This window comes from Lewinella sp. W8 (assembly GCF_004375085.3).
Classification (GTDB): Bacteria; Bacteroidota; Bacteroidia; order Chitinophagales; family Saprospiraceae; genus Neolewinella.
Genome location: NZ_SNAQ03000004.1, coordinates 1 through 22,765, shown reverse-complemented (window position 1 = coordinate 22,765; position 22,765 = coordinate 1). Strand labels below are relative to the sequence as shown.

Here is a 22,765-nt window from a genome sequence, read left to right as displayed (position 1 = left end):
GACAACCGGAGTTTAGCAGCGCTAAATGAGGATTTTTCCAACGAAGCTAGCGCCAAAAAAGGCCAAATGGAGGTCGATTACTAAATTCCAAACAAGCTCTTACGCTCCCTACGAAAGCATCTTCATGCTGCGGTCCACGAAGGCCTTCAGGTCGGCCCCGGACAGCATCTGCTGGCTCAGCAGCGCCAGCTGGTAGAGGTGGGTGGCGTTCTCCGTGCGGGCTTCCGCATCTTCCTTCGCCAGGATCTGTTCCTTCACCACCGGATTGTTGGCGTTGATGATCACCTGGTAAGCGTCGGGGAACATATTGGGATCCATACCCTGAAGCATCTGCATCTCCTTCATGCGGCGCATGAATTCCGGGCGTACGATCTGTACCGGCGCGTCGGTAGTGTCCAGCGGCTTCAATTCCACGGAACCCGCCGTGCCGACGATCTCCGTAAAGAGCCCCTTCACGGTTTCCTGCTCCTCCTCGCTCAGCACGATCTCTTTTTCCTCGTCCTTCTGGACGAGTTGATCGGGGGTGGCGGAGTCCACCCGCACGAAGGTGATTTTTTCCTCCTTCTGCTCCAGCGACTGGATGAAGGGAGCGTCAATGGCGTGCTCGAACTTCAGCACGTCGTACCCGCGCTCCTGCACGGAGGTGATCAGGGTATGCTGCTTGTCCGCGTCGGCGGTGTAGATGCCCACCAGCCGGTCATACTTGTCGGTCTGGTTCTCCTTGATGCGTTCGCGGTATTCTTCGACGGTGAAGTGCTTGCCTTCGGTGTTGCCGAGCAGGACAAACTTCTTGGCCCGGTCGTAGAATTTATCGTCAGAGATCATACCGTACTTCACGAAGACACCCAGGTCGGACCACTTATTTTCGTAGTCTTCGCGGTTGTCCTTGAAAAGTCCGTTCAGCTTCTCGGCCACCTTCTTGGTGATGTAGCCGGTAATCTTTTTAACGTTGGTATCCGCCTGGAGGTAGGAACGGGACACGTTCAGCGGGATGTCCGGCGAGTCAATTACGCCATGGAGTAGGGTCAGAAATTCCGGCACGATGTCCTTGACGTCGTCGGTTACGTAAACCTGATTGCTGTAGAGCTGGATTTTGTTCCGTTGCAGTTCCAGTCCGGCGGAAAGCTTGGGGAAGTAGAGTACCCCGGTAAGGTTGAAGGGGTAATCGATGTTGAGGTGAATCCAGAACATCGGGGGTTCACCCATGGGGTAGAGCTCGCGGTAGAAGGCTTTGTAGTCCTCGTCCGTCAGGTCGGCGGGCGACTTCTTCCACAGCGGGTCAGTATTGTTGATGATGTTGTCAACCTCCGTCTCTACTTTAACGGGCTCCGGCTTGTCTTCTCCCTCGGCTACTTCTCCTTCGGGCGTCTCGTAGGTGGTCTCCGTGCGGGTACCGAAGCGCACGGGGAAGGGCAGGAAGCGACAGTACTTCATCAGCAGGCCCTCGATCTCTCCCTCTTCCAGGTACTGCGCGCTGTCCTCACTAATGTGAAGAATGATGTCGGTGCCGCGGAAGTCGCGTTTTGCCGCACCAATCTCGTAACTAGGGTCTCCTTCACAGACCCAGCGGACGGCCTTCGCGTCCTCCTGGTAACTCTGGGTGACGACTTCTACCTTGTCGGCCACCATGAAGGCGGAGTAGAAGCCAAGACCGAAGTGGCCGATGATGCTGGCCTCGTCCTTATATTTTTCTACGAAATCCTGCGCGGAAGACAGCGCCACCTGATTCAGGTATTTCTTGACTTCCTCTCTGGTCATGCCGATGCCCCGATCGCGGATCGTCAGGGTTTTGGCGTCCTTGTCGATGAGAATGTCGATGGTCAAATCGCCGATGTCCCCACTTACCTCACCCTTGCGGGCCAGGGTTTGCAATTTACTGGTGGCGTCAACGGCATTGGATACAAGTTCCCGGAGGAAGATTTCCTGATCGGAGTACAGAAACTTCTTGATGATCGGAAAGATATTCTCCGTCTGTACGGAAATTTTTCCCTTTGGCATTGCATGCTATTTTGGTCCGCTTGATCCCGGCAAAGAACATTCCAGTCTTATCGTCCTGACACTTTGACGTGTAAAAAGAGGAATTGCGTGTTTCCGTATTTCATACCAACTTGCCCTTCTAATTATCGTAAACCTCTTGTTTTCCGCCCGCCCCGGAGGTAAATTTGTTTTACAGCGTCCAACCATCATTTTTGGGTGGCCGCTAGCCCTAATCGTTCGAGGCAGCAATGCCGAATGATAAACTGATGGGGCGGGCCGGTCGGTAACAACGGGGGGGTTGAAGCCGGCGATAGGCCCGCCCCTCGTTTTTTGATGAAGGGGCTATATACTTCCAAATATTCAGGTGGACGTTTTTTGCGGCGGCGCGCGGGTGCCGTGGTATTGGGAATAGATGGAGGCGCAAAATCTTGCGTCTCCACCCAGCTAAAATCATTTGACCGTTTAATCCACCATTTTAGTCCGCCGCCGACATCTACTCACCATGAAAGCACACCTGAACCTGATCGTCATTATGCTGGCCCTAACGGCCAGCCTTTACCTGGGCTGGCGGGTCACCCAGCCGGAGTTGACGGGCCACTGGCACGTGCATCCGGCCTACCAAACGAGTCAAGATGGCCTATCGGGAGTACATCATTTCAAGATTAACGGTAATGGTGAAGTACGGATAAACGAGGTTTTGGACGAAGAGTACGCGGTCACCGGATACGTCGACAAACTATTTCTCACAATGCATCTTAGGTTGGAGTGCTGGTACGAGAGTTTTCAATATCGCATTCGTGGTGACCGGATGGATTTCTGGTACGAAGACGGAGAACACAGCCGCTGGCGGCCCGTCGCCCACCGTTTTCGCCCCGGAGATTGTGACCCGGAACAAGATTATTTCATCGATTTGCCCATCTCCATTACGCTACCCAGAGATACCATGGGAGAGTACCCCGTTATCCCGGTAACGCATAAGCATCTGACATTCCAGGTAGGAAGGGATCGTTTCAACAGTGAAATCAAGGCTTTAGCGGCCGGCTACCGAAAAATTCTGGATCAGGATGGGCTAAAAGATCTTATTCGCCAACATTCCCTCTATGTACCGCCATCAACCAGGGATCTTCCAGCGGTAGCGATCATCTACAAAGACGCCAGCATCACGCCGGACGAATTACGGACGGCCCTGACGGATGACCTCCAAACCATCACCAATCTGGACGGCTACTACCTGGCCCACCGAAACCCCAACGAAGAGGGGTTGGCGCTGACTTTTCGGTGGGTAGCGTTTTAAATATTTGGGTAGCCCAGCGCCCAAAAGGTCGTCGGCCGAAACGCGAGGTACGAGCAGGTTCGTCCGCCGACCGGTACGGTAGCGCTCCTCGGAGCGGAGCACCTCGACCGGCAGGCTACGGAATAGTCTGGCCCTGGAATCTGCCTCGGAGCGGAGCTCCTCGACCGGTCTGCCGCGATGCATCGGATGACCCCTCGTTTCACTCGGGAGACATCCGATGAACGCTACTTCCTTCTTTATTCTTCCTTCTTCCTCCCTCCCCACTAAATCCTGAATCCTCAAACCTCAGGCCTAAATCCTCAATCCCCCTCCCTACCGCATATTCATCATCTTCCACACCAATTCCTTGAGGAGCTCGCTTTCTCCCTTGCCGGCGAGGTTGCTGCCGACGCCCTTGGACTTCAGGTCGTACTCCCGCAACAGGGCAAAAATGTTGCGGATGCCCGCTTCGGAATAATTGCGGGCGGTACGGTCGTAGTCGGCCAGGAAGAAATCGAAGCGAAGGCTCAGCGCCGACATGATTTCCTGCTTACTGGCCCGCTGGCGGTGGAGTTCCTTGAGCCGGAATACCTTGCTGAAGTAAGTGTACAGACTCCCCAACACCATGGGCAGCGGACCGGCCTTGGGGTTGGCCCGGAAGTAGTGAAGGATCCTGGTGGCCTTCACCGGGTCCTGATGGCCGATGGCCTTCTGGAGCTCAAAGACGTTGTAATCTTTACTGACGCCCACCTGGTCCTCCACAATTTGCGCTGTGATGGTGGTGCCGGGCGCCAGGTTGAGCATCAGTTTGTCCAGCTCGTTGCTGATTTTACCCAGACTCGTGCCCAGAAACTCGCTCAGCAGTAGCGAAGCTTCGTTGTCGATGCCGTACTTCCGGTCCTTGAGGTACTTGCTGATCCAGCCCGGAATCTTGTTCTCGTAGAGGGCCTTGGATTCAAAAACGACCCCGTTTTTTTTGAGGTTCTTCGTCAGGGCCAGGTTGCCGTTGAGCTTCTTGTGCTTGTGGCTGATGACCAGCACGGTCGTGGGGGAAGGCTTTTCGGCGTAGGCCGCCAGTTCCTTGAGGCTGCGCATGTCCTGGGCCTCGCGGAGGATGACGAGCTGGCGTTCGGCCATCATCGGAAAGCGCCGGGCGGCGTCGATTACCTGGAGGTGATCGGTATCCTTGCCGTAGAGGATCGTCTGGTTGAAGGCCCGCTCGTGCTCCTGCAGGGCGTGTTTTTCGATGGCGGCTTCCAGTTGGTCAATGAAGTAGGCCTCCTCTCCGTGCAGGAGGTAGAGGGGAGAAAAATCACGGCCCTTGATGGCCTTTTGGAGACTGGAAAAATCCATGCCGCTAAGGTAAGTGAGTGTAAAGGATATTCAAATGCGTGGCCGCGAACAACGTGGGTCCGGGAACCGCCGTACATTTGTGTAAATAGTAATCCCACGAAAATGAAGTATCTCCTCTTTTTGCTACCCGTCTTGATGTTGGTGGCCTGCCAGGACGACCAGGCCACGGGCAGCAAGACCCAAATGGTGTCCTCCACCGCTGAGTTTGCTTCCAGTCACGACAGTGACACGGCGAAGTACAAACCGCTGTTTATTCACGGTATTCCGACCGACGACGAAATCAACGCCGATAGAACCGGAATGGGAGGGCATGGACGAATCCTTCCCCCCGACATGAGCCGTACCGAAGCACAGGTACTGACCAAAAGCATCTGGGTGTTTGAATTTTACATCGACTCCCAGGCGAGCCTACCCCAGACGGCCCAGGGCACCGGGCAGTGGATGCAGTTCAACCCCGACGGCACCTTTATCGCCGGGCACTGGCAGCAGCAAACCCACTCCGGTGCCTGGTACCTTGATTACCAGGAAAAATTCCCGAAGCTGACCCTGGACAGCAACGTCGACCGCATGGACGCCGTATGGGAAATCCAGGCCATCAACGCCGAACAGGATAACATGGGCTGGCGCCGGGTGCCCGACGCCTTCGGCCCCTACCGCAAGTCCATCATGGGTAAGGTCATCGAACTCTATGATCGCCCCACGCGGCAGCAGTTCGAGCACCTGCTGAACCAACCCGGTTTGTAGTGAAGTAAGAATACCAAAGAGGAAGCCCCGGATGAAAATTTTCATCCGGGGCTTTTTCGTTCGGGAACGGCCGATTTATTCAATCGTCACCTCCCGGTCGGGCTTCATGTTCGCTCCGGCCTTGGGGGCCGTGATGACCAGCACCCCTTCGTCCATCTTAGCGGTAATGGCTTCCTGATCGACTTTCTCGCTCAGCTGGAACCAGCGCTCAAAGGATTTGATGGGATACTCCTGAAGCAGGAAATCGGGGGTGTCGTGCTCGGGATGACGGTGGCCGCTGATGTAAATGACGTCGTTGGCCAGACTGATCTTGATGTCCTCCCGCTTAAAGCCCACGCAAAATACCCGGGCCTCAAAGTGGGTGGAAAACTCCTCAATGTTAACGGGAACGTTGTGCTTAGGGCGGCGCGGACCGTACTGGGGGCGACGACGATGGTGGCGGTGATGGCGATGCTTGTGGTGGCGCATATGGTCTATTGTTTACTCCGGTAGACGGCCGTGCCATCCGATTACTTTAAATCGCCGCATTTTTTTACAAAGTCCCCGCTGCTTCCCGATAAATCACGGCCAAAACCACCTGGCCGGCGGCTCCGAGGCTCACTTTATCGATGGCGTCCATGCCGTCGTCTCCGGTATGCCAGTGGAGCACGAAGCCGGACTCCGTTTCCTTACGACGGTTGATGATGTCGATGGTCGGGATACCCGCCATCTGGTTAATGAAGTAATGGTCGTCCGTCACGGCACCGCCGTCTTCGTTGACGTAGTATTTGCCGTAGCCCATCTGGGCGGCGAGCCCCCAAACCTTTTGGACAACCTGGGGTGCGAAGTGCTGGGAAACCCCCTCAATGGCGAAGCGGGGGTCCTTACCACCGACCATGTCCAACAAAATGCCGTACCGTGGTTTGATGCCCGACAGCGTACGGGCGTAGTGCTGGGCCCCGAGGCCCCAGCTTTCGGTGTTTTCGGAGGCTCCCTGGTCTTCGGCGTCCAGGAAGACGATGTCGACGCCGATTTCCGGGCCGTCGTTACCCAGGTGACGGGCAATTTCCAGCAGTACCCCCACGCCGCTGGCGCCGTCGTCGGCGCCCTCCACCACGGCAGTGGGGTCGTCTTCCAGCGGGCTGTCCGCCACGTAGCGGGTATCCCAGTGGGCGGCGAGGAGAATGCGGTCCCGCAGGGCCGGCTTAAACCGGCCAATCACGTTGGTGCCCCGGAACTGGGTGCCGTCAGGTCCCGTAGCGTTGAAGTTTTGTTCCTCCACTTCGGCTCCAAAGGTGTTGAGTTGCTCCACCAGCCAGTCGCGGGTCGCGTCGTGGGCCGGGCTGTTCATCGTCCGCGGACCGAAGGCCACCTGCCGGGCGACGTAGGCGTAGGCACTGTCGGGCTCAAACTTAGGGACGGGTTTCGGGGCTACCGTAGGCTCATTGGGTGAAGAAGCGGTGGTAGCGGCGGGGTCTTCCTTGCCGCAGGCCGTGAAGAGCAGGGGCAAGAGGAGAAGCGTAAAACGGAAAAAGAAGGATTGAGACAAAACGTACAATTGTGGCCGCCCGCGACGAGGCGACGAGCGGAGCGTTCATCCAAAAAAATGGCGCTTGTCTGGGGTTATACCGATGGCCAAAACCCGGACAAGCGCCAGAGCAAAAGATTATTTTCCGGCCCCGGAATCATCGTCCGTGATCAGTTCGGCGTCCACCATGATGTACATCAGGCGGTTGATATCGTCGTCATTGAGCAGGAGCTTACCGCGCAGTTTGATGCGTTCGGTGCTGTACTTCACCGGCTCGTTGGCCGTAACTTCCATGACCGTTTCCGGCCCAGCGCCACCACAGAAGAAACACATATTGTAGGGATAGGCACTGAAGACGAATTCGGTGTGGCTTTTGTAGCCCTCCACGGGAACGATGTAGCCACTGATTTCGATGATTTCTCCTTCCAGGTCCTTAATCTCCTGGCTGAAGACGGGAACGTCTACCTTGAACCCCAGTAATTCGTCGAATTGCTTTTCGTAGGTGATCTTACTGAGGGTCTGCCACATCTGGGCGTCCTGAGCGGTAAGCTCGGTGGCGGCACCAAACAGCAACAGAAGAAGGGGGAGAAAAAGCGCACGCATGGCGGATGATTTTAGTGAGGAGGGTGTGCCGCCAAAGATCGGGATCTTTGGCGGCTTACAAAGATAGGAACGTCGAACGGACCGCCTGGATTAATAAGGAGGCGTTAAAAAATCCGTCCAAACAGGCTCTTATTTCCATTTGATGTTGCAGCCCATGCTGGGATACTGCTTTTCCGGAGCGGGGCGCCCGGCCAGTAGATCGTCCAGCGCATTGCGGAGATCGACCCCGGAAACCGGACTGCCGGAATTGGGGCGGCTGCCGTCCAGGCGGCCGCGGTAGTAGAGCTTGCCGTCTCCGCTGAAGAGGTAAAGGTCGGGCGTACAGGCCGCGTCGTAGGCTTTGGCCACCGACTGATCTTCGTCGTAGAGGTAGGGGAAATTGAAGTGGTTCTTCTCGGCGAAGACCTGCATGTTTTCCGGACTGTCGACCGGGTATTTTTCGACGTCGTTGGAGCTGATGGCCACCACACCGATGCCGCGGGTACGGTAATCGTTGGCTACCGCCACCAGCTCGTCGATCACGTGCAGCACGTAGGGACAATGATTGCAGATGAAGTACACTAGGGTACCGCTGTCTCCCTGGAGGTCTTTAAGACTGAGCTGCCGGTCGGATACCGTGTCGAGGAGCGTAAATTCGGGTGCTTGGGTGCCGATGTCGAGCATCGTAGATTCGGTCAGGGCCATGTTGGTTGTTGGTTTTCTGAATAATGATTTAGGGGGCGAGGGACCGCAGGTGCAAAGATGCCCTGGAGGAGCCGAATTTGTGAGCAGGCTCATCGTGAGCGATAACCGTGCCATTCGTTCTCTATGCCGGCCTCCCGGGCGGTCGCGGCACCTGCGCGCAGCGCCCAAGTGCTTGGTCGGACTTGCGCCCCACCATCCCGGATGATCGGCGATCCCAGCGACCTGCGATCTCGGGGCCGTTGCCCGTGAGATCGACTATATAAAGTGATAAATCGAGTTTTGGGTTGACTCAAAACCCCCGGATTCTCCGGAATGCTACCCAGGAAGTTTGCATCTTTGGGGAGCAAATTCCACCGCTTATGACTTTCCTCTGTATTTCCTGCTATTTCAAGGGAGCCCCCTTCCTGCGCGCCTGCAAAGCGGCGGGAAATACGGTCTACCTGCTGACGGCCAAAAAGCTCGAGCATGACCCCTGGCCCTGGGAGGCGATTGACGAGGTGTTCTACATGGAAGACGACAGCAACAGTCCAGCGAATCTCGGGAACCTGGCGAAGGGACTGGCCTGGATGATGCGCGACCGGCAGGTAAACCGCATCGTGGCCCTCGATGACTTTGACGTCGAGAAGGCCGCCTACCTGCGCGAAGAGTTTCGCCTGCCCGGCATGGGGCAAACGACGGCTCGCTACTTCCGGGATAAGCTTGCCATGCGCATTCGCGCCCGCGAGGCCGGCGTTCCGGTGCCCGACTTCACGCCCCTGTTCAACAACCAGGTGCTGGCCGACTTCGCCAACCGGATTGAATATCCCTGCCTGATCAAACCCCGGGGAGAAGCCAGTGCGACGGGCATTAAAAAACTACACTCCGCCGATGAACTCTGGGCGGCGGTGCACGCCCTCGGGGAAAAGCGGCACGAGTACCTCATCGAGCAGTTTCGCCCCGGAGATGTCTACCACGCCGACGCCATCAGCGTGGACGGGGAAGTGGTTTTCTGCCAGATTTCCCGCTACCTGAGCACTCCCTTTGAGGTGGCCCACGGCGGCGGCATTTTCCGCTCCGTCAGCGTACCCCACGACGAAGAGGATGCCCAGCGCCTGCGGGCCCTGACGGCCGAGGTAATGCAGGCCTTTGGCATGCGCTTCAGCGCCAGCCATACGGAATTCATCAAGCTCCCCAACGGCGAATTCGTCTTCCTGGAGACGGCCAGTCGGGTAGGGGGCGCGCACCTCGCGGAGATGGTGGAGGCCGCCACGGGCGTCAACCTCTGGGCCGAATGGGCCCGGCTGGAAACCGCCATGGCCCACCATACTGCCTACCAGGTCCCGGAGCGTAAGTACGGCCAGGCCGGCATCGTCGTCAGCCTTTCCCGCTTCGAGCGGCCGGACATGAGCGGGTTCAATGACCCCGAAGTCGTCTGGAAGATCGATAAGAAGCAGCACATCGGCATGATCGTAGCCAGTGAACGCGCCGCACGGGTGCGCGAACTACTCGATGATTACGCCGGTCGCATCGCGCGAGATTTCCACGCCTCGGCTCCCGCACCGCCCAAAAGTGCCCACTAGGGCGGGGAAGCCTACCCGAAAAGCCGGAAAAACTCCTGCGGGAGAATTGAACCATCGGTAACCGACAAACATTAGCGTTCGGAATAATTCCACAACACTAAATCAAACCAATCACCATGCGTAAGCAAGTACTTACCCTCACCTTTGCGCTCTTCGCGCTGCTGCTGACCACCAGCCTGGAAGCTCAACTGCGGACCACCCCCGCTTCTCCCTCCGCCAAAGTGGAGACGACCATCGGTCTGACCGACGTTCACATCGAATACAGCCGCCCCGGCGTTAAGGGCCGTAAAATCTTTGCCCTCAATGGTCTGGTGCCCTTCGGCCAAGTATGGAGAACTGGTGCCAACCAGGCCACGAAAATCACCTTTGGTGGAGACGTCATGATCGGTGGTGAGGAAGTTCCCGCCGGCAGCTACGCGGTGCTTTCTAAGCCTTTCACTACGGAGTGGGAAGTAATGTTCTTCCCCTACGAGACCGGCAACTGGGGTAGCTACGTCGACAAAACGCCTGCCGTTACCACCAAGGTGAAAAGCATGGCCTCCGAAGGAAAAGTAGAAGCCTTCACGATTGACGTGCAGAACTATACCCTGGACGGTGCTGACATCGTCATGAAGTGGGACAACACGATGGTCGCTGTACCCGTGAAGACGAATGCTAAGACGCAAATTATGGCCAGCATTGACCGCATCATGGCGGGCCCCGGCATGAACGATTACTACAACGCCGCTTCCTTTCTTCACGAAAACGGCGATAAGGAAAAGGCCCTGGAATACATCAATAAGGCCGTAGCCATGGGCGGTGACAATCCACGTTACTGGATGGTACGTCGTCAGGGCTTGATCCTGGTGGATATGGGCATGAAGGAAAAGGCCACGGACGCTTTCAACCTGTCCGCCGAATTGGCCGAGAAGGCCGGTAATATGGACTACGTGCGGATGAACGAGAAGTCCATACTCGAGCTGAATTATTAGGGTATCCTGAACGGAACGAAAGCGCAGTTGGCTCGGGCCGGCTGCGCTTTCTTTTTGTCCCCTTTTCGTCATCCGTTTTTAACCCGGGGGTGTTTATGCTCCCGTAACCCTACTTTGGCACACCCCCAATTCATTCCGTATGTCTGCATCCGCCACCATGCCCTACTTCATCAAGCCGTCGGTCAACCTGAGCCGGGAAGAGAAGCGGGCCGCCTACGCCGCTGCCCGTCAGGCCATTCTGGCCACCCTAGGGGAGGAGCCCAGCGAAATGGTGAAGATGGTGACGATCAACTCCCTGCTGAAAAGCCACCTCCCTTATTATTACTGGGTGGGTTTTTACCTCGTCCGTGGTGACCGACAGCTGGTAGTGGGACCCTACCAGGGAACGCTGGGCTGCCTGTACATCGATTTTGGTCGGGGCGTATGCGGAGCGGTGGCGGCTTCCGGAGAAACAAAAATCGTGGAAGACACTCACGCCCTCGTGCCGGGCAAGGAGCACATCGCCTGTGATCCCAACAGCCGCTCCGAGATTGTGGTGCCGGTACGGCGCCCCGACGGCTCCCTGATGGGCGTCTTTGACGTAGACAGTTCCCTGGAATCGTCTTTCGACGCGGTAGACCAGGAAGAACTGGAAGCCCTGCTGGGGGAGGTGTTTGGCGGCTAGCGCACTCCGCCCAGAATACTATCTTTGCCCGGGTTTACGCTTCGTGAGCCCCAAACCCCCGCATCATGGCCGCTGGCTACACCATCAAACTTCCCCAGTTCGAGGGGCCCTTCGACCTGCTGCTCTTCTTCATCGAGCGGGATGAGCTGGACATTTACGATATCCCCATCGCGCAGGTGACGGATGAGTTTCTGGCCTACATGCGGCAGGCCGAGGCCATGGACATCGACCTGGCCAGTGAGTTTGTCCTCGTGGCGGCCACCCTGTGCCGCATCAAGGCCAAAATGCTCATCCCCCGCAAACCGGTAGACGAAGATGGCAACGAGATCGATCCCCGCGAGGAACTCGTGGCCCGCCTGCTGGAATACAAGCGATACAAATCCGTGCTGGAGGAACTGCGGACCCTGGAGACGGAACGCGGCATGCGCAATTACCGGGGTAACGTCACGGCGGAACTCGCCCAGTTGGCCACGAAAGCGCTGGTGGACGTGGAGCTGGAAAGCGTAACCCTGTTCAAACTGCTGCGGGCCTACGAACGGATGCTCCAGAAACTGGAGGACGCCAGCAAGCGGCCCGTGGTGCACGAAATTGCACAGTTCAGTTATACCATTGAAGATCAGCAGACCCGGATTATGGACGTCGTGTCGCGAGTGCGGACCAGCGGTGAGCGGGCAACCTTCATGGATATTTTCTCAGTATGCGAAACCCGCATTCACGCCATCGTGACCTTCCTGGGCTTACTGGAACTGCTGAACCTGCAGGAAGTGAAGCTCATTCCCGGCGAGGGACCGAATAACTTCTGGCTGGAGGCCGGACCCGGCGAAGAGGAGTAGGTGAACCGCGGGTATAGGCGCGTAAGCCCCAACCTCAGATTTAGTTAAGGACTTCGGTTGCCACGTGCAGAAAGCGCGGGACTTCCACCTGGAACAACTCTCCTCCCTGGCGGGGGGAAGCGGACTGCCGCTTCATCAGGTACGTTCCCTGCATGGCGCCGATGGGCGTTTCAAACTGTACCCAACTGGTGTATTCATGGAATTGGCCCGGAAGGATTACCGGTTGCTGCCCCACCACACCTTCTCCTTCCACGAGCCGTCGGGCCCCGGTAGCGTCAATAACCTCCCAGGACCGACTGAGAAGCTGCACGGGGTGCGCTCCGTCATTGGCGATCCGGATCCGGTAAGCGTGCACGTAGAGTTCCTTCTCCGGGTCGCTGTACTGGGGTTGGAAAATGCTGTCGGCACTTACGGTTACTTCCTGGGTTGTTTGACGAACCATATTGGATGGTCATTGAGGTTATTCCTTTCAGACAATCGAGGTGCCGAAAGGTTGTGGCAAACGCCTGGTTCGTGGGGAGCAATCGGTATGGCGCGATGAATTCAGTCCCTAGAAGGGCAGATCGTCGTCAGCGGAAACGGCCGGTTCGTCGCCGGCGCTGGGGAAATCGTTAAAGGTTTCTTCCGAGCTGGTGCTGACGCCACTGGAAGCGGAGATGTTTTCTACCCGCCAGGCGTTCAGGTTGGTGAAGTAGCGGCCCTGCCATTCCCGGCCCCGCAGATCGAAGTGCACCTTGATTTCGTCGCCTTCGTTCAGGTCGTCAACGATGGCCGTCCGATCCTGGGTGCACTGGAATTTTACAAAGTTGTCGTACTGTCCGCCGTCATTGGCTTTGATCACAAAGTCACGCACCCGGAAGGATTCTCCCTTGGTTTCCGTTTCGTATTTCTTGACCAGGGTGCCGGTGATTTCAAAAGACATATTATGCGTAGTTTTTCAAATTAATGGGGTGCAAAAGTGGCCACTTCCGCCAGTTACTGCGCGAAAGTACGACCTTAATGGGGTGATGGCCTACTTTGTCGTTTTTTCACAGCCCCCGGCGCAATTCCCGTAAAGGTTGAGCGAGTGACTGGTGACGTTGAAATGCAGGATTTCACCCATCATGTTTTTGATCTGCTGGACGCGGGGATCGCAAAATTCCAGCACCTTGCCGCAGTCATTACAGATCAGATGATCGTGCTGCTTGTAGCCGTAGCTTTTTTCGTACTGAGCGAGGTTTTTCCCAAACTGATGCTTTTTGACCAGGTCACAGCTCACGAGAAGTTCCAGGGTGTTGTACACCGTAGCCCGGGAGACCCGGTAGTTGTTGGTCTTCATGTGGATGTAGAGGGACTCTGCGTCGAAGTGATCGTCTCGGCTGTAAATCTCCTCCAGAATGGCGAAGCGCTCGGGGGTGCGGCGCGCTTTGCGCTCCCGTAAGTGGTCCGAAAAAATCTCCTTCACCCGTTCAAAGTCGGTGCTCAGCTTGCTCTCCATGCCCTTTAATTAAATTTATTCTACCCGGGAAACGGTTGAGATGTTATCTAAGTTTTGCAAGCCGCGCATGGCCAGGAAAAGCTGGTCCGTATTCCGCACCAGCAGACTGATGTTGGCCTTGAAGTAGCCGTCTTTCGCCGAGATGTTGAAGGAACGGATGTTGAGGTCCATCTGACCAATTTCGTGGCTGATCTGTTCGATCACGCCCTTGCCGCTGTCGAGTCCCGTGAGGGTGAGGTTCACCACGAAACTGGATTCGGTGGTGCTCACCCACTCGGCCTTCATGATCCGGTAGCCGTAGTTGGCCATCAGGTTTTCGGCGTTGGGGCAGGTAGCCCGGTGTATTTTCAGGCCGGCATTGGCCGTCAGGTAGGCGAAGACCTGATCCCCCTGCACGGGATTGCAGCAACTGGCCATGGTGTATTCAAACTGATCTCCGGGCTCTCCGTTGATCATCAGCTTGCTGTGGCCCTTGATCTTACTGGCCGGGTTCCGCTTGCGGGCGGCGGGGGCACTGGGAGCGGGGGCAGTGGGCAGTTCCGCGGCCTTGGCCACCAGCTTCCCATTTTCAACGATGAAGGGCTCCAGCACCTGGGCTACGGTCATGGCCTCCGTGGCCACATTGTAGAACAGATCGACGTGGCTGCGGTCGGTGTGGAAGTTGGCCAGTTGCTCGAAGGCCGCCTTGGTGTCTTCTACCTTGAGGTTCTTGAGCTTGCGCAGCAGCGCCTCCTTGCCCAACTCACCCTTTTCTTTACGGTCGGCCTTCAGGGCCTGGCGGATTTTGGAGCGGGCCTTACCCGTCTTCACCATTTTCAGCCAGTCCTTATTCGGCTTCTGCTGCTTGTTGGTGATGACCTTCAGGCGGTCGCCATTTTGCAGCTCGTAGGAGAGGGGAACGATCCGCTCATCACACAGCACGCTTTGGCATTGATGGCCGACCATGGTGTGAATGCTGAAGGCAAAGTCAAGCGCCGTAGCGCCCTTGGGCATGGTCTTCATGTCGCCGTCCGGCGTCCAGACGTACACTTCCTCGTTGAAGAAGTTATTGGCCCGGAAATCACCGAGAAACTGAACGGTGTCGCTGTTGGGGTCTTCCAGAATGTCGCGGACGCTCTCAAACCACTGCTCGTAGATGTCCGGCTGATTGCTAACCCCCTTATACTTCCAGTGGGCGGCGAAGCCCCGTTCGGCAATTTCGTTCATCCGCTCACTGCGGATCTGCACCTCGACGAAGCGGGCGTCCGGCCCGGCCACGGTGGTGTGCAGGCTTTCATATCCGTTGGACTTCGGGATGGTGATCCAGTCCTTCAGCCGCTCGGGTACGGCCTGATAGACGTCCGTAACGATACTGTAGGCACCCCAGCAGGCCATTTTTTCCTGCTTCGGCGGCACGTCCACGATGATGCGCACGGCAAAGAGGTCGTATATCTGCTCGAAGGGAACCTGCTTCTTCTTCAGCTTATTGGAAATGCTGTAGATGGATTTCGGACGGCCGTATATCCGGTAGGGGATGTTCAGTTCGTCCATCCGCTCCCGTAGCGGAGCGATGAAGCGTTCGATGTATTCCTCGCGCGAGGCTTTGGTTTCCTGCAGCTTGCGGGCAATGGTGTTGTACTCCTCCCTTTCGAGCACCTTCATGCAGAGGTCCAGAAATTCCGAGCGGAAATTATACAGTCCCAGGCGGTGGGCCAGCGGTGCGTAGATGTAGCTGGTTTCGGCGGCGATTTTGAGCTGCTTGTGCTCGGGCATGCTCTTGATCGTCCGCATATTGTGCAGGCGGTCGGCCATCTTGATGAGCACGATCCGTACGTCCACAATGAGCGTAGACAGTACCTTTTTGAAGTTGGCCGCCTGCTGGCTCTCGTGCTGGTAGGCGCTGTCGAGTTTGGTCAGGCCATTGACCATCTGGGCGATGCGCTCCCCGAACTCGGCCTGAATCTCGTCCAGGGTGACGGGGGTGTCTTCCACCACGTCGTGCATCAGGGCCGCACAGATGGCCGTCGTGCCCAGTCCGATCTCCTCCCCGCAGATGCGGGCCACGGCAATCGGGTGGAAGATGTAGGGCTCCCCCGACTTCCGGCGCTGGTGCCGGTGAGAATAGTTGGCCAACTCGAAGGCACGATCCATCTGCGCCCGATCCTCCTCGGAATAGGAGACCCGCATCGCAGCGATCATTTCTTCGTAGGCAGTCCGGATCTGGGTCCGTTCCTCAACGTTTATTTCGATTACTTCAGCCATACCTAGGTAGAGAACAAAAATGCGGATAAAACGGCTTAAATCCTACCATGAAACTACAAAGTATGATATTTAGTAAGCTAGGGCGTGGCCGCAGGTGCCTTGAGGTGACGAAGAGCAAAAATTTTGGGTTAAAACCATCAAATGACTGTATTTCGTACAAATTCGGCTTTTTTCAATTTTTTTTCAATTTTTTCAATTTTTCCGTGCACACCACCCCGAACCTGAGGTTTGAGCCACCAAACGCACGCGAATAGCGGCGAACTTAAACTACATTTGTTACTCTCTAAGCCTCTTTTATCATGAAGTACGTATTTCTCTCTTGCGTCTTCTTTTTCTTCACCCTCGGTCTGGCCGCACAAAGTGCGGCGGAGGACCTTCGTATTTTCCCCAACCCCGTAGCTGATCAATTTGAGATCGGGAACAGCGAGCGTGTAGCGAGCATCCGCGTAATCAATATGGTGGGCCGTGAGGTGCGGAAATTCGAATACGTCGCCAAACAGCCTTACAACATCAGCGACCTTCCCCAGGGCATGTACCTGGTGCAGTTGCGGGATGCCGACGACCAGGTGATCCACACCCAGCGCGTTAAGAAGAACTGATCAGCGGGTTATCTCCCGAATCGACCTCACATTTCTGATCAAAACTCCTTGGCGTAACGCACACACTTTACACTATCTGCCCGCTGGGCATTTTACCGTCTCTTTTGAAGTTTTTGGCCCCCGGCCATCCTGAACCGATTTGAGGTTTTTAATTATTTCAGTTTCAATTTCAATGTCGGGTTCCCCGTCCTTCGTGGAGCGGCACATCGACCCCGGGCCCTCGGCCCGTGGAACCGGTGCGTCCGCCCTGTGGGCGGGGAGCTTTTTTTATGCCGCTGCGACGGACGGCAGCGGGTCAACCACCCTCCCGCTCGTTCCGTTCTTAGGGTATGCTGAAATGGTTGCTCATCTTCCCCATCCGGGTTTATCAGTGGACGATCTCCCCACTCCTGGGGGCCAACAAGTGCCGCTATGATCCCACCTGCTCTTCCTACGCCATTCAGGCCATCGAAGAATGGGGCCCCTTTCGTGGCTTCTGGCTGGCCATTAAACGCATCGGACGTTGCCACCCCTGGGGTGGTTTCGGCCCCGATCCGGTACCCAAGAACCCGAAAAAGAATGACTGAAGTAGCGAAGGATTGAATGACTGAAGGAGCGAATGACTGAATGATTGGAGGAGCGAATGACTGAATGATTGAAGGAGCGAAGGATTGAATGACTGAATGATTGAATGAATGAATGACTGTGGAGCTCCCCACAATAGTAGACAGCTACTTCTGATTGACTTGGTTGCTATTTTTAACCAATCAACTCGATCAGATGTCGAAAATGAGGAAACAATTTACCAAAGAAGAGCGGCTTGAAATTGTCCAGCAAAGCTTCGAACCCGATGTGAAAGTTGCTGATGTAGCGGCTAAGTTTGGTATTGGAGCAAATACCTTAAGCCGCTGGCGGCGTCAATTTCGCCAAGAGCATGGAATCGTTCCAGAAGGCCAGGGCATCAAAGTGATGACCGATGAAGAGCGCAGAATTGCCCAATTAGAGAAGCAATTACGCGAAGCCCAACTTGAACGGGACATTTTAAAAAAGGCCATCAGCATCTTCTCCAAGGGCGACGGAAAATATTCCAATTTATAATGGATAGCCGCCAAGAATTTTCCGTTGAGAAGATGTCTAAAGTCTTCGGTGTTAGCCGTAGTGGCTTTTATAAATGGCTAAACAAACACCAGCTAGCTGGGCAGCAAGTCGATCCACTCGATGCAGCCATCAGTAGTTCTTTTGACCGAAGCAGAAGAACTTATGGCAGCCCAAGAGTTGCTTTAGACCTTAAGCAGCAGGGCATTCTAACCTCTAAATCTAGCGTTGCCCGTAGAATGCGTCAACTCAAGCTTGCCGCTAGAAAGCCTAAACGGTGGACGCGTACCACCCTGGTCAATGAGGATAATCCAGTAGCTCCCAACCTGCTTAACCGGGATTTTGCTGCTGATCGACCAGCGACCAAATGGGTAAGCGACATTAGTTACTTTTCGATCAAGGGTAGCTGGCATTATCTAACGATCATATTGGATCTTGCTGACCGAGCCATCGTTGGCTGGGCCATTAGCGACGAGATGAGTGCACAAACCACCTCAGTAGCAGCTTTGGAGCGAGCAGTAGCTAGACGCAAGCCAAAGGGAAACCTGATCTTCCACTCTGATCGTGGAGTTCAGTACACTTGCGATAAAATGCGCCAACGCATTGCAGCCATTGGTGCGGTGCAAAGTATGTCCAGAAAGGGGAACTGTTTGGATAATGCAGTAGCAGAGTCCTTCTTCAAAACGATTAAAGAAGAATGCATTGATCGGCACGAGTTCACAAGCAGAGCCCACGCGTGGTCAATTATCTTTGATTACATTGAAGTATGGTATAACACTAACCGCATTCATACTACACTGAAAGGACTAACCGTCCGCAAGCGTATGAACGAAAAACAAAAACTAAAGTGCCGAATTAATCAGAAGTAACTGTACACTTTTGTGAGGAGGTGCAACTGAATGAAAATAATTCAATCCATCAATCCATCAATCCTTCATTCCATATCCCCCGGCACCTGCGGCCCCTCGCCCTAATGCTAAATGAAGGGGGATGCACGTTTGATTACGGAACAATTTCGAATCCGTTATCTTAGCACCTCCCCTAAACATTGACCGACTATGCGCAAAGTGCAACAAGTATTTCTGGCGATCTTTTTACTCAGTAGCTTGACGATAAACGCTCAGGGAATCGAATTTTTCCAGGGCTCCTGGGAAGAGGCGCTGGCCCGGGCGGCTGCGGAGGAGAAGCTGATTTTTGTTGATGCTTACGCCAGCTGGTGCGGACCCTGCAAGGCCATGGCGGCTAACGTTTTTCCTAAAAAGGAGGTGGGTGACTTCTTTAACGCCAACTTCATTAACGTGAAGTTTGACATGGAGAAGGAGGAGTCCGTCGAGTTTCGGAAAAAACACCGGGCGGCGGCTTTTCCCACCCTTTTCTTTATCAACGGAGGGAATGACGTGGTGCACAAAACCGTGGGTGGAAAGCAGGTGGCGGCGCTGCTGAAGGAAGCCAATATGGCCCTGGGTAAAATGGATGATCTGCCGGCCCTGGCCGCGCGCTGGGAAGAAGGGGAGCGATCCTCCAATTTTGTTTTTACCTACGTCCGGGCCATGGTGCGGCAGAGAGAACCCCACCTGCGGGTCGCCAATGATTTCCTGCGGAGCCAGTCGGGACCGCGCGACGAAGCCACCCTGCGCCTGATTCACGTGGCGGCCACGGCCGCCGATAGTCGGATTTTTGATCTCCTGGTGCAAGAACGGGACCGGATTACCGAACTGGTCGGAGAGGAGGCCTTTAACAGCACGGTGAAGCGGGCCGTCGCTACGACCAAGGATAAGGCCCTCGAATACAAGGATGAAGGTCTGCTCGGAACCGCAGTAGAGAAGCTGGCGCTGGTGAATCCGGAGGCGGCCAAGAATCTGGAGCTGGCGGGAACGCTGCAACTGGCGGCCCTGGGCAATGACGTGAAGGCCCTGCAGAAGGCCGCGAAAAACTACACCAAGAAGGTGGCGACCACGCCGGAAAGACAACTGCTGTTCTACCGGACCATCATGGCCTCCCGCCACGCCAACGACGAGAAATTACTACCCATGGCGCTCGAGGCCGGAGCCGCCGCTGCCCTGGCGGACACCGAGGAAGGCTACCGCCAACTGTACCGGATGGCCGACCAACTGAGCAAGCAGGGGCACAAGGAACTGGCGCTGAAGTACGCCCAGATGGCCAAGGACGCCGTACCCGAAGGACAGCTCAATTACCAGCGGGCCGTTCAGGGCCTCATCAACCGCATTCAGGAGAGCTAAGGTAGTCGCACATCGTGGTAGTCGTCCTTCGCCTGTTTACCGAAGAGGGCGTCGCCAGCCTGAAAATTATTCGTCAGTAATCAGCGAGCATGCTTCGCCTTTTCGGGCGCTAACCGGCACGGCCGGTTAGCGCCCGATTTGTTTTTAGGGGTGAGGGACTACTTTTTCCGATCAGGCCTATCCGGCTATAACCCAGGGAGTAGAAACAGAATTGGCGCAAAAGGTGGGTAAAATGAGGGTTTTTATTTTGGTGATTGGAGTCAATTTTTATTGACATAAATAATTGTAAAACAAGGCTTTAATTTTTTTAAAGCTCAAAGGGGGCATTTTTCAAGGTGTTCCGTGAAGGCTTGTTTTGCCTTCAGGTGATCTTACTGTTGGAATACTTTAAAAACGTACGGATGACCAAAATGCTACCACCTATGTTCAAAACACGCCAACAGATTGCCGATGAATACGGCATCAGCCGCAAGACGTTGTACCGGAAGTTGAAACGGTACGGTGTTCTGCTTCCCACCCAGGGATTACTGACTCCCGAGCAGCAGCAAACAATCTATGCCCTTCTGGGCGATCCGAGTCCCGGTCATTTCTCCTGACTTGTCCATCGTGCTTACCCCCGATATGGGACAGTTTGGGGCAGAATGAGGCAATTTGGGACAGAAATTTGGAGTGATATCCTCACGCTCCCTTCTTTTGGAACCAAGCCCGATGCCCGGCTGGGTAAGCGGGAAAACACCAGAATTATTCACCTAAAATCCTTTTACCATGAGGTTCTTTTTGCTTTTACTCATTTTCATCATCGCCTGCTCCTGCGAGAAGGAGAGCACGGCCGTTTCGGCCGAATTACCCCAGGAGTTCGCAAGCTGGATTGCCAACGACTCAGGAATGAGCGAGGCGATCCAAGAACGATCCACCGACAAAGGCTTGTCGGACCAGGCCGCCCTCGAAATCACCCATGACCTGGTCGCACATCCGGTTTTTCGGGGGTACATCAACCAGGCCACCGATCCCGAGCAATCGGGCGATGATGGCCTGGAAAACTTCCTTTATAAAACGACTGACGCACTCCACGCGGAAATTACCAGCGATTATAGGGCAGTACGAAAGAACTCCGACACTCCCTGCTACGACGCCCTGATGGAAGAGCGAAGAATACTGATGGAGGATTGGCTACGGTCTCCCTACGATATGTGGACCTACATTGTCAATTACGCTTTAACCTGGACTCATTACCAACAGTGTATGAGAGAAAACTATCCAGAAGAATAGAAACAATCCACGTTTTCATCAAAATCGATGAAAACATTACTAATCCATAATCACCACCTTATGATTGCTTACCTAAAGACCAGCCTTTTGCTTCTAGGCCTCTTCTTACTTGCCGCTTCTTGTGACTCTCAGGAAAGTACGGGCCTGTTGGAGCAAAAAGATACTTCGGAGTTGCTGACTCAGATTGCTTACTCACCCGAATACCTTTCCTACAGCAAAGCGTTTGATGCTCTCATCGGTTCTACCCTGGCCGTTCAGCTGGACCACTTTCAGCAGAAGAGGGATGAGTTTTATGAAACGCACGACGCACATATTACTCCAGACCCAGCCTACTTCTCCGAAGTGCAAGGCGGAGTTGAGTTCATGCGGAATCGGATCGCTCATCACGCCGCGCTGAGCGTTCTTATTGAACGATTTCCCCAGTACAAAACCATCAGCGAAGAAGAGGCAGGTATCCTGCGACAGATGTACCGAGCCACTTATGGAGGGCCAGTATATGACCATAAGGACATCTGGCAGAAAATCAATGATGGCACGTACCCACTCCTTAACCGTTACTAAAAAGCACCCGTTATGACCAGAATACACCCTACTACCCGGAAAAAGGCGCGCAAACTGTTCTTTCTCTTCTTCATGCTACTCTCTTATTCGAGTGTATTTGCTACCGGAAGAGACTGTTTGCTCGACTTCCAGATATCGATGAATGAACTGGAAGTGGTATACATTAATGATTTGCGGTATTGCTGGGATGAACCTGTAATTTTCGCTCCTTTATGTGAAGATGAGGCACATCGTTCCTTTCAGCGAGGCGTTCGAGAGGCCGGAGATACCTACGATCGATGTACTCGGACTTAAGCGAATAAGTCCGTCTGGAGATTGATTTCACCGTAGCCCTGGGCTTGTTGCAAGTTTAGGGTTACGGTGAATACCATCGATGATCGCAAGGATATCAACACGGCAAGAGCTACCGAAAAAAAACGCTTGTTACTAAACGGTCTCTCCTGCTAAATATCCCTGTTCAGGCCTGACGGAATGATTCTTTATGGACTCAGAACACCAGAATTAGATTCACCTGTTACCATGGAAATCTACGTATCCATAGCCCTCACGATATTTTTGTTCTTGCTAGGTTTTGATCTTCAACCTTGCAGGGGCCAGGACCAGGGTCTGGCTCCCTTCAACGAAGAGGCCAAGGGGGACTTCCTGATCATGGTAGCCGAGAGCCAGGAATACATCAGCTACGCCCAGGCGGTGCGTAACCACCTGTCTACGGTTCGACCACTGACTGCGGAAGGACTCAGAGAAGTCACCAAAAGCCAGATCGATTTCGAAAACGGAGTCTTGTCGAAGCGGGACTACGACGCCATCATTTCCGCCATTCCCGGTGCCGTAGACTACGTCTCCACCGCCAAATTAGTCGATAAGGCCTACCTGGCCCTGGAGAAAAAATTTGCGCTGAAGGAGCGGATCACCCGGGATGAATTTGCCTACATCGTCCGGTATCACGCCGATAAGTATCCCCTGCCACTCAATTACATCGATCCGGAAAAACACCGCAGGGACCAGTAACTAGTCGTCCCTGAAAAACATATCGATTCTCATTTAAACATCTGATAATCAGTCTTTATCTTGGTCCTGACGTCGTTTGTGGATATTAGTTTTTTGCCAGAAACGGCCATTTTGATACCAAAAGCTTG

Annotated in this window: 25 protein-coding genes; 15 read left to right on the top strand and 10 right to left on the bottom strand. The window is 54.8% G+C overall.

Annotated features, from left to right (window positions below):
* Positions 1–108 precede the first annotated feature (108 nt).
* The gene (htpG, locus tag E1J53_RS06085; RefSeq protein ID WP_134271140.1) at positions 109–1,998 is read right to left on the bottom strand and encodes a molecular chaperone HtpG; all 1,890 of its coding nucleotides are present in this window, start codon (positions 1,996–1,998) and stop codon (positions 109–111) included.
* Positions 1,999–2,479: 481 nt separating this feature from the next.
* Between htpG and E1J53_RS06080 the strand changes: the two genes are divergently transcribed.
* Positions 2,480–3,271 (top strand): hypothetical protein, encoded by a 792-nt coding sequence (locus E1J53_RS06080; RefSeq protein WP_134271141.1) that lies wholly within the window; start codon positions 2,480–2,482, stop codon positions 3,269–3,271.
* Positions 3,272–3,583: 312 nt separating this feature from the next.
* Here the strand turns inward: E1J53_RS06080 and holA are convergent, their stop codons facing one another.
* Positions 3,584–4,603, bottom strand: coding sequence for a DNA polymerase III subunit delta (gene holA, locus E1J53_RS06075; RefSeq protein ID WP_134271142.1), 1,020 nt, complete (start codon positions 4,601–4,603; stop codon positions 3,584–3,586).
* A gap of 102 nt (positions 4,604–4,705) precedes the next feature.
* On the opposite strand from holA, the gene E1J53_RS06070 reads away from it, so the two are divergent.
* On the top strand, positions 4,706–5,347 hold the full coding sequence (locus E1J53_RS06070) for a hypothetical protein (RefSeq protein ID WP_134271143.1): 642 nt from the start codon (positions 4,706–4,708) through the stop codon (positions 5,345–5,347).
* A 75-nt stretch (positions 5,348–5,422) separates the two neighbouring features.
* Here the strand turns inward: E1J53_RS06070 and E1J53_RS06065 are convergent, their stop codons facing one another.
* The 4 genes from E1J53_RS06065 to E1J53_RS06050 all read right to left on the bottom strand — a co-directional run bounded on the left by E1J53_RS06065 (position 5,423) and on the right by E1J53_RS06050 (position 8,141).
* Complete coding sequence (locus E1J53_RS06065; protein WP_134271144.1) at positions 5,423–5,815, bottom strand: Hsp20/alpha crystallin family protein; 393 nt, start codon at positions 5,813–5,815, stop codon at positions 5,423–5,425.
* A 64-nt stretch (positions 5,816–5,879) separates the two neighbouring features.
* Positions 5,880–6,836 (bottom strand): M28 family peptidase, encoded by a 957-nt coding sequence (locus tag E1J53_RS06060; protein WP_253930867.1) that lies wholly within the window; start codon positions 6,834–6,836, stop codon positions 5,880–5,882.
* Between the two features lie 156 nt (positions 6,837–6,992).
* A complete protein-coding gene (locus E1J53_RS06055; RefSeq protein WP_134271146.1) occupies positions 6,993–7,457 on the bottom strand; it encodes a hypothetical protein in 465 nt (154 codons plus the stop codon).
* A 129-nt stretch (positions 7,458–7,586) separates the two neighbouring features.
* Positions 7,587–8,141 carry a thioredoxin family protein gene (locus E1J53_RS06050; RefSeq protein WP_134271147.1) on the bottom strand — a complete coding sequence of 185 codons (555 nt, stop codon included), beginning with the start codon at positions 8,139–8,141 and terminating at the stop codon, positions 7,587–7,589.
* 359 nt (positions 8,142–8,500) lie between these two features.
* On the opposite strand from E1J53_RS06050, the gene E1J53_RS06045 reads away from it, so the two are divergent.
* The 4 genes from E1J53_RS06045 (at position 8,501) to E1J53_RS06030 (ending at position 12,168) form a co-directional block, all read left to right on the top strand.
* The gene (locus E1J53_RS06045) at positions 8,501–9,700 is read left to right on the top strand and encodes an acetyl-CoA carboxylase biotin carboxylase subunit family protein (protein WP_134271148.1); all 1,200 of its coding nucleotides are present in this window, start codon (positions 8,501–8,503) and stop codon (positions 9,698–9,700) included.
* 116 nt (positions 9,701–9,816) lie between these two features.
* Positions 9,817–10,671 (top strand): DUF2911 domain-containing protein, encoded by an 855-nt coding sequence (locus E1J53_RS06040; RefSeq protein WP_134271149.1) that lies wholly within the window; start codon positions 9,817–9,819, stop codon positions 10,669–10,671.
* A gap of 139 nt (positions 10,672–10,810) precedes the next feature.
* Positions 10,811–11,335, top strand: coding sequence for a GAF domain-containing protein (locus E1J53_RS06035; RefSeq protein WP_134271150.1), 525 nt, complete (start codon positions 10,811–10,813; stop codon positions 11,333–11,335).
* Between the two features lie 65 nt (positions 11,336–11,400).
* Positions 11,401–12,168, top strand: coding sequence for a ScpA family protein (locus E1J53_RS06030; protein ID WP_134271151.1), 768 nt, complete (start codon positions 11,401–11,403; stop codon positions 12,166–12,168).
* Between the two features lie 40 nt (positions 12,169–12,208).
* Here the strand turns inward: E1J53_RS06030 and apaG are convergent, their stop codons facing one another.
* The 4 genes from apaG to E1J53_RS06010 all read right to left on the bottom strand — a co-directional run bounded on the left by apaG (position 12,209) and on the right by E1J53_RS06010 (position 15,886).
* On the bottom strand, positions 12,209–12,610 hold the full coding sequence (gene apaG, locus E1J53_RS06025; protein ID WP_134271152.1) for a Co2+/Mg2+ efflux protein ApaG: 402 nt from the start codon (positions 12,608–12,610) through the stop codon (positions 12,209–12,211).
* A 108-nt stretch (positions 12,611–12,718) separates the two neighbouring features.
* Positions 12,719–13,090, bottom strand: coding sequence for a DUF3127 domain-containing protein (locus tag E1J53_RS06020; RefSeq protein WP_134271153.1), 372 nt, complete (start codon positions 13,088–13,090; stop codon positions 12,719–12,721).
* A gap of 90 nt (positions 13,091–13,180) precedes the next feature.
* Positions 13,181–13,645 (bottom strand): Fur family transcriptional regulator, encoded by a 465-nt coding sequence (locus E1J53_RS06015; protein ID WP_134271154.1) that lies wholly within the window; start codon positions 13,643–13,645, stop codon positions 13,181–13,183.
* 15 nt (positions 13,646–13,660) lie between these two features.
* On the bottom strand, positions 13,661–15,886 hold the full coding sequence (locus tag E1J53_RS06010; RefSeq protein WP_134271155.1) for a bifunctional (p)ppGpp synthetase/guanosine-3',5'-bis(diphosphate) 3'-pyrophosphohydrolase: 2,226 nt from the start codon (positions 15,884–15,886) through the stop codon (positions 13,661–13,663).
* Positions 15,887–16,185: 299 nt separating this feature from the next.
* Here E1J53_RS06010 and E1J53_RS06005 point away from each other — a divergent pair, with 299 nt between their 5' ends.
* From E1J53_RS06005 to E1J53_RS05965, 9 genes are all read left to right on the top strand, one after another.
* Complete coding sequence (locus tag E1J53_RS06005) at positions 16,186–16,485, top strand: T9SS type A sorting domain-containing protein (protein ID WP_134271156.1); 300 nt, start codon at positions 16,186–16,188, stop codon at positions 16,483–16,485.
* Between the two features lie 329 nt (positions 16,486–16,814).
* Positions 16,815–17,051, top strand: a complete 237-nt coding sequence (gene yidD, locus E1J53_RS06000; RefSeq protein WP_134271157.1) for a membrane protein insertion efficiency factor YidD — start codon at positions 16,815–16,817, stop codon at positions 17,049–17,051.
* A 193-nt stretch (positions 17,052–17,244) separates the two neighbouring features.
* A complete protein-coding gene (locus E1J53_RS05995; RefSeq protein ID WP_134271158.1) occupies positions 17,245–17,562 on the top strand; it encodes a transposase in 318 nt (105 codons plus the stop codon).
* Entirely contained in the window at positions 17,562–18,428 is an 867-nt protein-coding gene (locus E1J53_RS05990; RefSeq protein ID WP_154640146.1) for an IS3 family transposase, read from the top strand. The genes E1J53_RS05995 and E1J53_RS05990 overlap by 1 nt, the downstream gene beginning before the upstream one ends.
* 189 nt (positions 18,429–18,617) lie before the next feature.
* Positions 18,618–19,799 (top strand): thioredoxin family protein, encoded by a 1,182-nt coding sequence (locus E1J53_RS05985; protein WP_134271160.1) that lies wholly within the window; start codon positions 18,618–18,620, stop codon positions 19,797–19,799.
* 422 nt (positions 19,800–20,221) lie between these two features.
* On the top strand, positions 20,222–20,395 hold the full coding sequence (locus E1J53_RS05980) for a helix-turn-helix domain-containing protein (RefSeq protein WP_173021383.1): 174 nt from the start codon (positions 20,222–20,224) through the stop codon (positions 20,393–20,395).
* 169 nt (positions 20,396–20,564) lie between these two features.
* The gene (locus tag E1J53_RS05975; protein ID WP_134271162.1) at positions 20,565–21,068 is read left to right on the top strand and encodes a hypothetical protein; all 504 of its coding nucleotides are present in this window, start codon (positions 20,565–20,567) and stop codon (positions 21,066–21,068) included.
* 60 nt (positions 21,069–21,128) lie between these two features.
* Positions 21,129–21,629: a hypothetical protein gene (locus tag E1J53_RS05970; protein ID WP_134271163.1), complete on the top strand. Its 501-nt coding sequence runs from the start codon at positions 21,129–21,131 to the stop codon at positions 21,627–21,629.
* A gap of 519 nt (positions 21,630–22,148) precedes the next feature.
* The gene (locus tag E1J53_RS05965; protein ID WP_134271164.1) at positions 22,149–22,637 is read left to right on the top strand and encodes a hypothetical protein; all 489 of its coding nucleotides are present in this window, start codon (positions 22,149–22,151) and stop codon (positions 22,635–22,637) included.
* The last annotated feature ends 128 nt before the right edge of the window (positions 22,638–22,765 follow it).

Bases quoted from the DNA above. Each gene is read 5' to 3' on its own strand.
- E1J53_RS06005 (WP_134271156.1), top strand. From the start codon at position 16,186: ATGAAGTACGTATTTCTCTCTTGCGTCTTCTTTTTCTTCACCCTCGGT.
- E1J53_RS06035 (WP_134271150.1), top strand. From the start codon at position 10,811: ATGTCTGCATCCGCCACCATGCCCTACTTCATCAAGCCGTCGGTCAAC.
- yidD (WP_134271157.1), top strand. From the start codon at position 16,815: ATGCTGAAATGGTTGCTCATCTTCCCCATCCGGGTTTATCAGTGGACG.
- E1J53_RS06050 (WP_134271147.1), bottom strand. From the start codon at position 8,141: ATGGCCCTGACCGAATCTACGATGCTCGACATCGGCACCCAAGCACCC.
- E1J53_RS06015 (WP_134271154.1), bottom strand. From the start codon at position 13,645: ATGGAGAGCAAGCTGAGCACCGACTTTGAACGGGTGAAGGAGATTTTT.
- E1J53_RS05965 (WP_134271164.1), top strand. From the start codon at position 22,149: ATGGAAATCTACGTATCCATAGCCCTCACGATATTTTTGTTCTTGCTA.
- E1J53_RS06010 (WP_134271155.1), bottom strand. From the start codon at position 15,886: ATGGCTGAAGTAATCGAAATAAACGTTGAGGAACGGACCCAGATCCGG.
- E1J53_RS06070 (WP_134271143.1), top strand. From the start codon at position 4,706: ATGAAGTATCTCCTCTTTTTGCTACCCGTCTTGATGTTGGTGGCCTGC.
- E1J53_RS05970 (WP_134271163.1), top strand. From the start codon at position 21,129: ATGATTGCTTACCTAAAGACCAGCCTTTTGCTTCTAGGCCTCTTCTTA.
- E1J53_RS05975 (WP_134271162.1), top strand. From the start codon at position 20,565: ATGAGGTTCTTTTTGCTTTTACTCATTTTCATCATCGCCTGCTCCTGC.
- E1J53_RS06030 (WP_134271151.1), top strand. From the start codon at position 11,401: ATGGCCGCTGGCTACACCATCAAACTTCCCCAGTTCGAGGGGCCCTTC.
- apaG (WP_134271152.1), bottom strand. From the start codon at position 12,610: ATGGTTCGTCAAACAACCCAGGAAGTAACCGTAAGTGCCGACAGCATT.
- E1J53_RS06020 (WP_134271153.1), bottom strand. From the start codon at position 13,090: ATGTCTTTTGAAATCACCGGCACCCTGGTCAAGAAATACGAAACGGAA.
- holA (WP_134271142.1), bottom strand. From the start codon at position 4,603: ATGGATTTTTCCAGTCTCCAAAAGGCCATCAAGGGCCGTGATTTTTCT.
- E1J53_RS06045 (WP_134271148.1), top strand. From the start codon at position 8,501: ATGACTTTCCTCTGTATTTCCTGCTATTTCAAGGGAGCCCCCTTCCTG.
- E1J53_RS06055 (WP_134271146.1), bottom strand. From the start codon at position 7,457: ATGCGTGCGCTTTTTCTCCCCCTTCTTCTGTTGCTGTTTGGTGCCGCC.
- E1J53_RS05980 (WP_173021383.1), top strand. From the start codon at position 20,222: ATGTTCAAAACACGCCAACAGATTGCCGATGAATACGGCATCAGCCGC.
- E1J53_RS05990 (WP_154640146.1), top strand. From the start codon at position 17,562: ATGGATAGCCGCCAAGAATTTTCCGTTGAGAAGATGTCTAAAGTCTTC.
- htpG (WP_134271140.1), bottom strand. From the start codon at position 1,998: ATGCCAAAGGGAAAAATTTCCGTACAGACGGAGAATATCTTTCCGATC.
- E1J53_RS06080 (WP_134271141.1), top strand. From the start codon at position 2,480: ATGAAAGCACACCTGAACCTGATCGTCATTATGCTGGCCCTAACGGCC.
- E1J53_RS06065 (WP_134271144.1), bottom strand. From the start codon at position 5,815: ATGCGCCACCACAAGCATCGCCATCACCGCCACCATCGTCGTCGCCCC.
- E1J53_RS05985 (WP_134271160.1), top strand. From the start codon at position 18,618: ATGCGCAAAGTGCAACAAGTATTTCTGGCGATCTTTTTACTCAGTAGC.
- E1J53_RS06040 (WP_134271149.1), top strand. From the start codon at position 9,817: ATGCGTAAGCAAGTACTTACCCTCACCTTTGCGCTCTTCGCGCTGCTG.
- E1J53_RS05995 (WP_134271158.1), top strand. From the start codon at position 17,245: ATGTCGAAAATGAGGAAACAATTTACCAAAGAAGAGCGGCTTGAAATT.